At 65.0% G+C, this 12,914-nt stretch carries 13 protein-coding genes and 1 tRNA gene; 10 read left to right on the top strand and 4 right to left on the bottom strand.

Translation table 11 applies throughout. The features are described from left to right. Window positions 1-70: 70 nt before the first annotated feature. Complete coding sequence (dcd, locus tag PCK14_RS16810) at window positions 71-646, bottom strand: dCTP deaminase (RefSeq protein ID WP_269939669.1); 576 nt, start codon at window positions 644-646, stop codon at window positions 71-73. Between the two features lie 126 nt (window positions 647-772). Between dcd and PCK14_RS16815 the strand changes: the two genes are divergently transcribed. The 4 genes from PCK14_RS16815 (at window position 773) to PCK14_RS16830 (ending at window position 3,046) form a co-directional block, all read left to right on the top strand. After that, window positions 773-1,258 carry a cation:proton antiporter regulatory subunit gene (locus PCK14_RS16815; protein ID WP_269939670.1) on the top strand — a complete coding sequence of 162 codons (486 nt, stop codon included), beginning with the start codon at window positions 773-775 and terminating at the stop codon, window positions 1,256-1,258. Window positions 1,259-1,266: 8 nt separating this feature from the next. Then, window positions 1,267-2,445, top strand: coding sequence for a cation:proton antiporter (locus PCK14_RS16820; RefSeq protein WP_269939671.1), 1,179 nt, complete (start codon window positions 1,267-1,269; stop codon window positions 2,443-2,445). 107 nt (window positions 2,446-2,552) lie between these two features. Further along, window positions 2,553-2,879: an SHOCT domain-containing protein gene (locus PCK14_RS16825; protein WP_269939672.1), complete on the top strand. Its 327-nt coding sequence runs from the start codon at window positions 2,553-2,555 to the stop codon at window positions 2,877-2,879. Window positions 2,880-2,975: 96 nt separating this feature from the next. Then, window positions 2,976-3,046 (top strand) — tRNA-Gly (locus PCK14_RS16830). A 76-nt stretch (window positions 3,047-3,122) separates the two neighbouring features. Here PCK14_RS16830 and PCK14_RS16835 read toward each other — a convergent pair. Continuing rightward, window positions 3,123-4,304, bottom strand: coding sequence for an IS481 family transposase (locus PCK14_RS16835; protein WP_269939673.1), 1,182 nt, complete (start codon window positions 4,302-4,304; stop codon window positions 3,123-3,125). 208 nt (window positions 4,305-4,512) lie between these two features. On the opposite strand from PCK14_RS16835, the gene PCK14_RS16840 reads away from it, so the two are divergent. Then, window positions 4,513-5,700, top strand: coding sequence for a N(5)-(carboxyethyl)ornithine synthase (locus PCK14_RS16840; protein WP_269939674.1), 1,188 nt, complete (start codon window positions 4,513-4,515; stop codon window positions 5,698-5,700). Window position 5,701: 1 nt separating this feature from the next. On the opposite strand, the gene PCK14_RS16845 is transcribed toward PCK14_RS16840, so the two are convergent. Beyond that, window positions 5,702-6,787, bottom strand: coding sequence for a fatty acid desaturase family protein (locus PCK14_RS16845; protein WP_269939675.1), 1,086 nt, complete (start codon window positions 6,785-6,787; stop codon window positions 5,702-5,704). Window positions 6,788-6,946: 159 nt separating this feature from the next. On the opposite strand from PCK14_RS16845, the gene PCK14_RS16850 reads away from it, so the two are divergent. Further along, window positions 6,947-7,372, top strand: coding sequence for a very short patch repair endonuclease (locus PCK14_RS16850; RefSeq protein WP_269939676.1), 426 nt, complete (start codon window positions 6,947-6,949; stop codon window positions 7,370-7,372). Window positions 7,373-7,380: 8 nt separating this feature from the next. Here the strand turns inward: PCK14_RS16850 and PCK14_RS16855 are convergent, their stop codons facing one another. Next, window positions 7,381-8,712, bottom strand: a complete 1,332-nt coding sequence (locus PCK14_RS16855) for an MFS transporter (protein ID WP_269939677.1) — start codon at window positions 8,710-8,712, stop codon at window positions 7,381-7,383. Window positions 8,713-8,839: 127 nt separating this feature from the next. Between PCK14_RS16855 and PCK14_RS16860 the strand changes: the two genes are divergently transcribed. The 4 genes from PCK14_RS16860 to PCK14_RS16875 all read left to right on the top strand — a co-directional run bounded on the left by PCK14_RS16860 (window position 8,840) and on the right by PCK14_RS16875 (window position 12,846). Beyond that, a complete protein-coding gene (locus PCK14_RS16860; protein ID WP_269939678.1) occupies window positions 8,840-9,715 on the top strand; it encodes a LysR family transcriptional regulator in 876 nt (291 codons plus the stop codon). A 48-nt stretch (window positions 9,716-9,763) separates the two neighbouring features. Beyond that, window positions 9,764-10,174, top strand: a complete 411-nt coding sequence (panD, locus tag PCK14_RS16865) for an aspartate 1-decarboxylase (protein ID WP_269939679.1) — start codon at window positions 9,764-9,766, stop codon at window positions 10,172-10,174. A 127-nt stretch (window positions 10,175-10,301) separates the two neighbouring features. Continuing rightward, on the top strand, window positions 10,302-11,228 hold the full coding sequence (locus tag PCK14_RS16870) for an AEC family transporter (RefSeq protein ID WP_269939680.1): 927 nt from the start codon (window positions 10,302-10,304) through the stop codon (window positions 11,226-11,228). Window positions 11,229-11,247: 19 nt separating this feature from the next. Next, window positions 11,248-12,846 (top strand): helicase HerA-like domain-containing protein, encoded by a 1,599-nt coding sequence (locus tag PCK14_RS16875; RefSeq protein WP_269939681.1) that lies wholly within the window; start codon window positions 11,248-11,250, stop codon window positions 12,844-12,846. The last annotated feature ends 68 nt before the right edge of the window (window positions 12,847-12,914 follow it).

The following is a 12,914-nucleotide window of genomic DNA, read 5'->3' on the forward strand; positions in this document are numbered from 1 at the left end:
ATTAACTGTCCCCGGGGGGCGTAAACCTCCCTGGTGAGGGTGCCGCCCCGCCGTCGAAAGTGTCCTGATATTAAATCGTGGTGCGGTGGAAGTTCAGGAAGGACCGCGAGGCCGTGGGGCCGCGTTGGCCCTGGTAGCGGTTCTGGTGCGGGCCGGTCCCGTAGGGGTTCTCCGCCGGGGAGCTGAGCTGGAAGAAGCACAGCTGGCCAATCTTCATGCCCGGCCACAGCTTGATGGGCAGGGTGGCCACATTGGAAAGCTCCAGCGTGATGTGGCCAGAGAAACCGGGGTCGATGAAGCCGGCCGTGGAGTGCGTGAGCAGGCCCAGGCGGCCAAGCGAGGACTTGCCCTCCAGGCGTGCGGCAACGTTGTCCGGCAGCGTCACGGTCTCGTAAGTGGAGGCCAGGGCAAATTCGCCCGGGTGCAGGATGAAGGCCTCGTTCGGGTCAACCTCCACCATGCGGGTCAGCTCGGGCTGCTCTTCCGCTGGGTCAATGTGGGCGTAGCGGTGGTTGTCGAAGAGCCGGAAGTACCTGTCGATGCGCACATCAACGCTCGACGGCTGCACCATGGCAGGGTCATAGGGGTCCAAGACAATGCGCTTGGCGTCAATTTCGGCACGTATGTCGCGGTCAGAGATCAGCACCCTCTAAAAATAGCGCATCCACCGTCCCCGCCCCTCCCCCGGTGGATGCCGCAGCGGGACTATTTCCACCAATTCCGGCGTTGTTACAGGGGTGTATTGGGGAAGCCCACAGCTAAGGTAAGAAACATGAATATTGAAGAGACGCCTCTTCCCGGAATTGGCGTTCGCCGCGAGCTGCGCCTCGCCACCGGACGGCGCGTCGGCGTTGTGACCCATCGCGACGGCGCCACCGAGCTCATCCTGTCCCGCATTGACGATCCCGACGCGTGCGCCGCGTCCATTCCGCTCAGTGCCGAAGAGGCCGCCGCCCTGGGATCATTGCTCGGTTCCGCCCAGCTCATTGCGCAGCTCACGGCCGAGCAGGAAAACGTTTCAGGCATCAGCACCCACCAGATCATGATCCGCAAGGGTTCCGCCTTTGCCGGGCGCACCCTGGGTGAAACGCAGATGCGCACCGTCACCGGGACCTCCATAGTTGCTCTGTTGCGCGACGGCGATGTGATTGGTTCGCCGCGGCCCGATGCCGTGCTGCACGTGGGCGACCTGGTTGTCATTGTCGGCACGGATGAGGGCCTGGCGGCCGCTGCCCAGATCCTGCAGTCGCGGTTGTAAGAGCCGCCGTGGAAGCTACGACCCTCTCCCTCATCCAGCTCGGGATTGTCTTCTTTGGGCTCGGTTTCTTGGGTCGTTTGGCGGGCCGCATTGGCATGTCGCCCGTCCCCCTGTACCTATTGGGCGGGCTCGCTTTTGGCCAGGGAGGGCTGGTCAACCTAGGCGGAATTGACGACTTCGCGCACATTGCCAGCGAGATCGGCGTCATCCTGCTGCTGCTTATGCTTGGTTTGGAATATACGGCCAAGGAGCTTGTCACGGGCCTGAGGCAGTCCTGGCTCGCGGGGCTCGTGGACTTGGTGCTGAACATGCTTCCCGGCATCGCCGTGGCCTTGATCCTGGGCTGGGGCCCTGTCGGGGCCCTGGTCATGGCAGGCATCACCTACAGCTCCTCCTCGGGCATCATTGCCAAGGTGCTGGCCGATCTTGGCCGCCTGGGAAACAGGGAAACCCCCGTCATCTTGTCCATTCTGGTCATTGAAGACCTGGCCATGGCCGCCTACCTGCCCATCCTGACGGCCGTGTTGGCAGGAGTCTCCTTCTTGGGCGGGTTGACGGCATTGGGCATCTCACTGGCCGTCATCACTGTGGTTCTCGTTGGCGCCCTGCGCTACGGCCACATGGTGTCAAACCTGCTCGACAGCCCGGACCGGGAATCGTTCCTACTCAAGCTGCTGGGTGCGGCCCTGCTGGTCGCCGGCCTGGCCTCTGCCCTGCAGGTCTCGGCGGCCGTGGGTGCGTTCCTGCTCGGCATTGCCATCTCCGGTGGCACGGCCGAGAACGCCACCCGGGTGCTGGAACCACTGCGCGACTTGTTTGCCGCCATGTTCTTTGTGCTGTTCGGGCTGAACACCGATCCGCGCACCATTCCCCCGGTCCTGGGCGTGGCGCTCCTGCTGGCCCTGGTCACCGCACTGACCAAGGTTGCCACGGGCTGGTGGGCGGCGCAGCGGCAGGGCATTGCCGTGCCCGGCCGTGCCCGTGCCGGGGCCGCCCTGATTGCCCGCGGTGAATTCTCCATTGTCATTGCCGGGCTGGCGGTGGCCTCGGGCGCCGTGCCGGGCGAGCTTGCCGCACTGGCCACGACGTATGTGCTCATCATGGCCGTCAGCGGGCCCGTGGCCGCCCGGTATGTGGAGCCGCTGGTCAGGCTGGTCCAGGGCAAGAAGCCTGAGCCGGCCATTTAGCTGGCGCCCCACCCCCGCAACAATGGCCCAGGCTGGGTGAACTGTGGCCGCGCAGGCCTATGATCAAGACACCCGCCGACCGGCGGCATCAAATCTAGGAGACAACCATGGCATTTGGACGACGCAACCGCCCGTCACTGCTGGGCACGGCCGCACGCACCGCCGTCATTGCCGGAACAGCAACCGCGGCCAGCAATGCCGTCAACGCCAAGGCCGCAGGCCAACAGGCCGCCCAGCAGCAGGCCGCCGAGCAGGCCGTCCTGGCGCAGCAAGCACAGCAGGCACAAATGCAGCCGGCGCCCGTGCCCGCAGCAGCACCGGCAGCACCGGGCGATGACCTGTTGACCAAGCTCGAGCGCCTGGCCAGCCTGCACGCATCCGGGGCACTGACCGACGCGGAGTTCGCAGCCGTCAAGGCGTCCATCATCGGCTGACCCGGAACGGGCGTGTCACTGGTCATAAGCATCCCCGCGCTGCGGCTAGAATCAATAGCGGAACAAACGCAGCGTGATGCTGCACAACGTTCCAGTGCGGGCGTAGCTCAATGGTAGAGCGCTAGCTTCCCAAGCTCGATACGCGGGTTCGATTCCCGTCGCCCGCTCTGTTGTGATGTCTCGGGTCATAGTTCCCACTATGTCCCGAGACATCGTTCCCACTCCTTGTAGGGGACAGAATAGTTACACCCCGGTCTTCGGATCGGGGTGTTTCTTTTTGCCCTGATAGTCCTTGCTGTCGTCGAGGATGAATTCGGCGATGATCTCTGCGGTGTCGTGGTGGATGACGATGACGTCTTTGTCCTTGACGAGAATGCGAACTTTCTCGTGTTTGTAGGCACGTCCGATGCCGAGATGGCGGAGTCTTCCTCCGTAGCGCAGGCTCACCGTGCCTGTCTCATCGATGCGATCCATGCGGGCCCGGAATTGTTCCTGGCCTTGCAGTTGTTGCGGCACTGCTTTCGGTATTGCCCGGTAAGTCGCATCTGGTGTTCTTCTGTTCAGTGCCCGGTGGGGGCGCTGGTCGTTATAGATGTGCTGGAATTCCCGCAGCTGGGTGTTGAGTTCCTCCAGGGTCCAGGCCGCGGGTTGTCTGGCGAGCCAGAGCTTGAGGGTCTGGTGAAACCGCTCGATCTTGCCTTGGGTTTGTGGGTGGTTCGGGGAGCCGTTCTTTTGCTTCACGCCCAACACATCCAGCGTGTATTCGAAGGCGTTGCGTCCGCCCTTTCCCCCGGAGAACCGGGTGGTGTAGACCATGCCGTTGTCGGTCAACGTTGAAGCCGGTATCCCATAGCGGGCGGTGCAGGCGAGGAATTGTTCCACCACGATGGGGCCGGTGACCCGGGCGTGTGCGGTGCAGCCCAGGAGCAGGCGGGAGTGGTCATCGAGAAAGTTCAACACCTCCACGTCCTGATTGTTGCCTAGGTGCCAGTGGGTGAAGTCTGACTGCCACGTCTCGTTGGGTTGGGCGGCTTCAAAGCGCCGCATTGAGGACCGGGGGCGTTTGTGGGGCTCGGGAACCACGAGCCCGGCCTGGTGCAGCAACCGGGCAATGGTCGCCACTGCCGGTGCTTCCAGGTCTTCTTGTTCCAGGTGCCAGGCGATCGTGGCCGCGCCGGCATCCAGCCCGGCGGAGGACAGCTCGTGGCGCAAGGCAAGAATCCGGGCCCGGATGGTTTCCGGGACCTGGTGCGGGTTGGAATGCGGTGCCCGGGAACCCGGTTCCAATCCGGCGTCGCCGTCCCGGGCATAGCGGCGCAACAGTTCGTACACCCACCGCCGGGAGACCCCGTAGCGGCGGGCAGCCTCCGACTGCGACATCCCTGCCTCCAGCACGGCCAACACAATCACTTTGTTCTTTCCCATAAACAATGCTCGACCGAAGTGGGAACCATGTCTCGAGACATCGGGGAAGTATCACCTGGGAACTATGTCCTGAGATCACACACCGTCGCCCGCTCTGTGTGAATGGACTGTGGCCCCCGGATTTCCGGGGGCCACAGTCCGTTAAGCCACGCGTGCGTGTAGGGTCGCAAGGGAGGGCCCGGTTGGGCCTTCCCACAGAGGAGCCACCATGCAGTTCGATCCAGTCACAGCAGAAAACTCCCACTCCGCCGCCTTGCGGCTCGGCATTTTGGGCCGCTCCAGCAAGCCCGATGAACGGCGCTTGCCAATCCACCCCGAGCACTTTTCCCGGCTGGATGAGGTGACCCGCGCCCGCATGGTGGTTGAGGAGGGCTACGGCACCCGTTTCGGCATGTCCGACGACGTCCTGGCCACCCACGTGGGCACCGTCGCCTCCCGCACGCAGGTCATTGCGCAAGCTGATGTGATCCTGCTGCCCAAGCCGCAGGCCTCCGACCTGGCCGACTTGAAGGACGGTCAGATCCTGTGGGGCTGGCCGCACTGCGTCCAGGACCGGGCCATCACGCAGCTGGCCATTGACAAGAAGCTGACCTTGATTGCCTTTGAGGCCATGAACCATTGGGCGTCCGACGGCGGCTTCGGCCTGCACGTTTTCCACAAGAACAATGAGATCGCAGGCTACTCCTCGGTGATGCATTCCCTGGCCCTGACGGGTTCCACAGGGGATTACGGGCGCCGACTGAAGGCCGTTGTCATTGGCTTCGGCGCCACCGCCCGCGGTGCCGTGACGGCGCTGAAGGCTCTGGGCATCAGCGAGGTGCAGGTGCTGACAAGCCGCAGCGTTGCCGCCGTGGCCGCGCCCATCCACTCGGCCGAGATGGTGCAATTTGATTTCGCGCCGGAGCCGCCGCACACCGGCTTTGTCATGCTTGAGGACGGCGACGTTCCCTTGGCGGGCTTCCTCGCCGAGGCGGACATCGTAGTGAACTGCACCCTGCAGGACCCCAACGCACCCATGACCTACCTCAATGAGGCGGACCTCGGCGTCTTCCGCCCGGGCAGCCTCATAGTCGATGTTTCCTGCGACGAGGGCATGGGCTTCAGCTGGGCCCGGAACACCACCTTCACCAACCCCATGTTCACGGTGGGCGACAACATCAACTACTACGCAGTGGACCACAGCCCCAGCTACCTGTGGAATTCCGCAACGTGGGAGATCAGCGAGGGCCTGCTGCCATTTGTTGAAACAGTGCTGGCGGGCCCGGATGCCTGGGCCGAAAGCGACACGATTTCACGCGCCATTGAGATTTCCGGCGGCGTCATCGCCAACCCTGCCATCCTCGAGTTCCAGCGGCGCCGCCCGGAATATCCGCACCTGCCGTTGGCGCAGGGGTAGCTCACCGGAACTGCCGCACCAGCGGGCAGTCGAAGGGGTCCGCGGCGGACAGCCCCACCCGGTTCAAGTAGCGCACCACAATGGCGTAGGACTGCATGAGCCCGGTCTCGGTGAACACAATGCCGTTATGCCCGCAGGCCTCCCGGACCAATGCGCCGGCACGGTGCAGTTCGGGCCGTGCCATGTCGGGGAAGAGGTGGTGCTCCACCTGCCGGTTCAGCCCTCCCATGAGCATGTCCATGAAAAAGCCGCCCCGGATGTTTCTGCCGGTCACCACCTGCCGCGTGAGGAAGTCGAGGCGGCTGCCGGCTTCGAGGATGGGCATGCCCTTGTGGTTGGGCGCAAATGAGGCACCCATGTAGAAGCCAAAAACACCCATCTGCACGGCAATGAATGCAAGCGCCATGCCCCAGGGCAGCATGACAAACAACACCGCCAGGTACAGGCCAAAGCGCAGCGCCAGCAACCCGATCTCCACATACCTGTAGCGGACTCCCCGCCGGCCAAACAGTGTCTTCGCCGAGTCCAGGACCAGGCTGAAACCCAGGAACAGGAGCAGGGGGAACAACAGCGTGCCCTGATGCCGTGTGACGGCGGCGGCAATGCCGTGCTTTGTTGCGGCGCCTTCCTCGTGGAAGGCCACCACGCCTGTGTGGATGTCGGGGTCCTTGCCCTTGGTGTTGGGGTCCTGGTGGTGTGCCGTGTGTTTTTTGACCCACATGGCGTAGCTCATGCCCACCAGCAACGGCCCCAGGATCCGGGCCGTCCAGTCGTTGGCGGTGCCCGAGGCGAACACCTGGTGGTGGGCGGCCTCGTGGGCCAGAAAGGCGAACTGGGTGAACAAGAGCCCCAGGACTGCGGCAATCAACAGCTGGAACCACGTCTTCCCCAGCAGCACAAAGCCGGTCCCGGCGCCGGCAAACAGCAGCAGGAGCACGCCAAACAGCAAGGCGTAGAAAGTTCGACGGCGGCGCATGAGTCCGGCGGCCCGCACACCTTTCAGCAACGCGGCATACGACTCAATGACGGGATTGTTGCGGGCCGAGGCATGCGGGAGCGGCGCCGGCGGGTTGTTTGGTATTTGCATGGTGTCACCGGCAAGTCAGGGTCGACCGTCAAGCCGGCAAGGTACTGCGAAAGGAGTTTCCGTACCCACAATTTTAGTCCCGCACTGTGTAAAAGGACCCTCCACGGGCCCCTTGAAGCATGCCGTTGCAGGCACAGGATCCGCGCGTAGCATGGGCGCATGGTTGATTCCCTGAGCAGGGAACAGCGCAGCCGCGTCATGTCCCACATCCACAGCAAGGACACCAAGCCGGAAATGCTGGTGCGCCGGCTGCTGTTTGCGCAGGGCTACCGCTACCGGCTCCATGCCAGGGACCTGCCCGGCACCCCGGACCTGGTGTTCCGCGGCCGCCGCCTGGCCGTCTTTGTCAACGGATGCTTTTGGCACTCACACGGCTGCCCCAATGGCACCCACAAACCGGCCACCAACGCCGAGTTTTGGGAAGCCAAGCGCACACGGACGGTGGAACGCGACGAACAGGCCCTTGCTGCCCTGGCCGGCAGTGGTTGGCGAACCGTCACTGTGTGGGAATGCGAGCTGGCGGACCTGGACGCCGTGGCCACTGTGCTCCACGACGCCCTGGGCCCGCCGCGCCTGCACGGTTGAATCCTGTCTCAGCCCGCCTTCGGCACTATGAACACCGGGTTGCGGGCGCTGCGGAAGTTGAAGCGCAGGGCCAGCTGGCCGCGCTTGGCCAGCACCAGCCCAATCACCACCGCGGCGAGGGCAGGCATGCCGCCAGCCACCACGGTTGCCCATTGCACACCCCACTGCTCGGCCAGCCAGCCCATGAGCGGGCCACCCAGGGCCTGGCCGCCAATGAGCACCATGATGTACAGGCTCATGACGCGTCCGCGGATGGCCACGTTCGTGGACATCTGCACAAGCTGGTTGGCGCTGGTCAGAAACAGCAGCGAGGCAAAGCCCGACACAACCATGACGGCGCCGAAGGAGACCATGTTCGGTGCCAGCGAGGCAACCATGAGCAGCACGCCGTAGGCCCCGGCGGCGGACATGACCCCGCGCAGGCGCAGTGTGGCAAAGCGGGTGGAGGCCAGCGCCCCGCCCAGGGCGCCGAGCGCAACGAGCGTGTTCAGCAGGCCGTAGCCTCCGGCACCGGCGTCGAAAATGTCATTGGCATAGGCGGTCATCAGCACCGGCAGGCTCAGGCCAAAGACGGCGAAGACGGCTGCCATGACGGCCGGCCAGAAGATGGTGGGCTTGCGCAGCGCATAGCGCACGCCTTCCATGAGCTGTCCCTTGGCCCGCTTGACCGGCGGCATCTTGACGAGTTCGCCGGGCCGGATCAGCATCAGCGAGACCACTGTGATGGTGCAGGCCAGGGCATTGGCGGCGAACGCCCAGCCGCCGCCCACGGCCATGATCAAGATGCCGCTGACGGCCGGACCCACCATGCCGCCCAGCTGGAAGATGGAGGAGTTCAGGCTGATGGCGTTGCGCAGCTGCGCCGGGCCAACCAGCTCGTTTACAAAGACCTGGCGGGCGGGCTGGTCGGCCACCACCACCAGGCCCAGCACAAAGGCGATGAGGTAGATGTGCCAGACCTCGAGGTTCCCTGTCAGTGCCAGCACGGCCATGATCGCGGCCAACACACCGGCGGCGGCCTGGCTGATCATCAGGATCAAGCGCTTGGAATAGCGGTCGGCCAGTATGCCGCCCAGCGGCATGAGCACCAGGGAGGGGATGAACTGCATGAAAACAGTGATGCCCACGGCAGTGACGGAGCCGGAGAGTTCCAGCACCATCCAGTCCTGGGCCACGCGCTGCATCCACAAGGCAATGACGGCCACAATATTGGCCGTGGCAAAGATGCGGTAATTGCGGATCTTGAGGGAAGAGAATGTTTGACTCCACGGCGGGCGTGTTGTCACGAGGTTGATGGGGGCTGTCAGGGCTGCATTCTGGGGCGCTGCGGGGGGAGTCAACGGTCTGGTCCTGGGACTCGGGGGCGGAGAAGCCTTACCCTTCAACCATAGGTCGGCCGCAGCTATGCTGAAAGTGTATGATCCCTATAAATACTATTGAGATCCATAATAGTGCCGAGGAAATGCCATGCCTGATGCGCCCACTTTTGACCCGGTCCAGCTCAAGAGCTTCCTGGCCCTGGCCGAGACCCGCAATTTCACCCGGGCCGCGGAACGGCTGGGAATCAGCCAGCCCACGGTCAGCCAGCACGTGCGGAAACTGGAGCAGGCCGCGGGCCGCATCCTGGTCACCCGCGACACCCGCGAGCTTCGCCTGACCGACAACGGCGACGCCATGGCCGGCTTTGCCCGCTCCATCCTGGCCGCGAACGACGCCGCCATCCGCTACTTCTCCGGCGCCGCCATGCGCGGCCGGCTCCGCTTTGGCACGGCCGACGACCTCGCCATTACGGGCCTGCCCCGGATCCTGCGCGAGTTCCGCCAGCTGTACCCGCAGATCAACCTGGAGCTCACCGTCAGCCAGAGCGACCAGCTGCACCGACGGTTGAAGGCAGGGGCGCTGGACCTGGTGTTTGTGAAGTGGGTGTCCGGCGCGCAGGAGGGCGAGGTGGTCAAGCAGGACACCTTTGCCTGGGTGGGCCTGGAGCAGACGGTGCTGGAACCCGGCGCACCGGTTCCGGTTATCGCCTACCCGGCCCCCAGCCTTAGCCGCAAGCTGGCCCTCGACGCCCTGGAGAATGCCGGCCGCACGTGGCGGGTCACGTGCACCACCAAGCAGATCAGCGGGGTCCTTGCCGCGCTCCGGGCCGGGATCGGCATCGCCGTCATGCCCACCTCGCTCATCCCCGAGGACCTGAAAGTCATCACGAAGCGCTTCGACCTGCCGCCCGTGGGCGACGTCGACTTCACGCTGATCCGCAACCCGCACGCCAACACCGAGGTGGTGGACGCCCTGACCCGGGCCATCATGGGCCGCAAGCTCACGCCCGTGAGCCGGCGGTAATCAAGGTCACAGCTTCCTGTTGACCCGGAGCGGTAGAATTGACCCGTTATGAACCGAACCATGTTTAAGTCCAAGATCCACCGCGCCACCGTGACCCACGCGGACCTGCACTACGTAGGTTCGGTCACCGTCGACGCCGATCTCCTGGACGCCGCGGACATCCTCCCCGGCGAGCTGGTCTCCATTGTGGACATCACCAACGGTGCCCGGCTGGAGACGTACACCATTGCGGGCGAGCGCGGCTCGGGCGTCATTGGCATCAACGGCGCTGCGGCCCACCTGGTGGGCGTTGGCGACCTGGTCATCCTGATCACCTATGCCCAGATGAACGACGCCGAGGCGCGCGACTACGTGCCCACGGTGGTTCACGTCGATGCCGGCAACGCAATCGTCAAGCTGGGCACAGATCCCGCCGAGGCCATCACCGAGGGGCTGCTCCGCCCCGCCTACGCGCTGTAGCCCCAGGCACAACCGCACCTTCCTCGCATGACCGCACCTTTCCCGCTTGCCCGTGGGGTCCTGACACCGGTCAAGCGCAAAAGGTGCGGTTGTGCGCGCGGGGTCCCGGCCTCACTATGCTGGAGTGGTGCTGGCCGTCATCGAAGGATTCTCCGTTGTCTGGCTCGTCATTGCCGTCGGCTGGTTTGTGGGCCGCCGGAAAGTCCTGGGCGACAACGCCCAGCTGGTGTTGAGCCGCCTTTCCTTCTTTGTGGCCAGCCCGGCCCTGCTTGTGGAAACCCTGGCCAGGGCCGATCTCCACACTGTTTTTGCCGGACCGCTCCTGGTGGCCGCCGGCAGTGCCATCATCACGGCCGCCACATTCTTGCTGATTGTGAAGTTCTGGCTCAGGCGCTCCCTGGCCGAGTCCCTGCTGTCCGCCATGTCCTCGGCCACGGCCAACGCGGCAAACCTCGGCATCCCCATCGCCGCCTACGTGCTGGGCGATGCGGCCCTGATCGCGCCAGTGCTGGTGTTCCAGCTGGCCTTCTGGACGCCCGTCTACCTCATGCTGCTGGACGGCCTCACGAGCGGCCGGCGCGCCACGCCCGGGAGGGTGCTGCTGCAGATCACCAGCAACCCCATGATCCTGGGCACCGCAGCCGGCCTGGTGCTGGCCGCTACGGGCTGGTCGCTGCCCAATCTGGTGGCCGAGCCCCTGCACCTGATTGCAGGCGCAGCCATCCCGGCCATCCTCATCTCCTTCGGCATGTCGCTGGGCACCTCCAAGCCCCTGTCTGCCGCGGACGGCAGGCGCCCCGACATCCTGCTGACCACGGCCTTCAAGCTGATCCTGCACCCGCTGGTGGCCTACCTGCTGGGTCACTTTGCCTTGGGGATGGAAGGCGCGGCACTGTTCGCCGTGGTGGTCGCCGCCTCGCTGCCCACGGCACAAAACGTGTACGTGGCGGCCCAGCGCTACCAGGTTGGCGTGGCCGTGGCCAAGGACACCGTGCTGGCCACCACCATCCTGGCCATACCGGCAATGTTTGGAGTTGCCTTCCTTCTGGGATGACGCGCGGTACGCTTTCGTTATGGCTACCAAGACCCCTGCAGAGATGATCGCCGAGCTCCAGGCCGGCTACACGTTCACCGGCGCCAGCATTGCCCTCGGCGCTGCAATGGTGGGCGGCGAAATCCACCCCGAGGCGCAGGTTTCCCTGCCCCTGGCCATGATGAACCGGCACGGCCTGGTGGCCGGCGCCACGGGAACCGGCAAGACAGTCACCTTGCACATGATGGCCGAGCAGCTCTCCACGGCTGGCGTGCCTGTATTCATGGCAGACATCAAGGGCGACCTCACAGGCCTGGCCACGGCGGCCGAGGGCAGCGAGAAACTCACGGCACGCACCCAGGCGCTGGGGCAGACGTGGGAGTCCAAGGCCTTCCCGGTGGAGTTCCTGGCCCTGGGCGGCAACGGCAACGGTGTCCCCGTCCGCGCCACCATCACCTCCTTCGGCCCCATCCTGCTGGCCCGCGTGCTGGACTTGAACGAAACGCAGGAATCCAGCCTGCAGCTCGTGTTCCACTACGCCGACACCAAGGGCCTGGAACTGTACGACCTGAAGGACCTGCGCGCCGTCATCCAGTTCCTCAGCTCCGATGAGGGCAAGGACGACCTGGCTGAGCTGGGTGGGCTGTCCAAGGCCACGGCCGGCGTCATCCTGCGCAACCTGATCACCCTCGACGCCCAGGGCATGGGCCAATTCTTCGGCATGCCCGAGTTCGACACCGCCGAACTCCTGCGCACCGCACCCGACGGCCGCGGCGTCATCACCTGCCTGGAACTGCCCAGCATCCAGGACAAACCCCTTCTTTTCTCCACTTTCCTGATGTGGATGCTGGCCGACCTTTTCCGGGACCTGCCCGAGGTGGGCGACGCCGACAAGCCCAAGCTGGTCTTCTTCTTTGACGAGGCGCACCTGTTGTTCAACGGCGCAAGCAAGGCGTTCCTGACAGCCATCACCCAAACGGTGCGGCTCATCCGTTCCAAGGGCGTGGGCATCTTCTTCGTCACCCAGACCCCCAAGGACGTCCCGGCGGATGTCCTTGCCCAGTTGGCCAACCGCGTCCAGCACGCACTGCGCGCCTTCACACCTGAAGATGCAAAGGCACTCAAGGCCACCGTCTCCACCTTCCCGGTCACCGACTATGACCTGGCCGAGGTCCTGACCAGCGCCGGCATTGGCGAGGCAGTGGTGACTGTCATGAATGAAAACGGCGCCCCCACACCGGTGGCCCTGACCCGCCTGCGCGCCCCCGGTTCCGTCATGGGGCCCAGCTCTCCGGAAACCGTCCAGTCCGTCATCGCCGCATCGGCCCTGCTGCCCACGTACGGCACGGCCGTGGACCCGGTCTCCGCGTACGAAAAGCTGGAAAACCAGGCGGCGGCCGCCGCAGCCCCGGCACCCAGCACGGGACCGGCCGTTGGCACCCCGCTGCCCCCGCCTCCCCCCGTTGAACTGCCTGCCCCCTCGAACGACGGCGGCGGGCTGGGTGGGGAAGTCATGGGCGCCTTGGGTGGCGCCCTGGGCGGCGGGCTCAAGAGCATGGTCCGCTCCATGGGCAGCTCCCTGGGACGGAACCTCATGCGCGACATCTTCGGCACCGCGCCACGGAAGCGCCGCCGCTGAGCGGGCCCGGGAGGACGATATCGCGCATCTGACGGACTACCGGATTCCTGCCGACGCGCCCGTTGACG

This window comes from Arthrobacter sp. HY1533 (genome assembly GCF_027568515.1).
Lineage (GTDB): Bacteria > Actinomycetota > Actinomycetes > Actinomycetales > Micrococcaceae > Specibacter.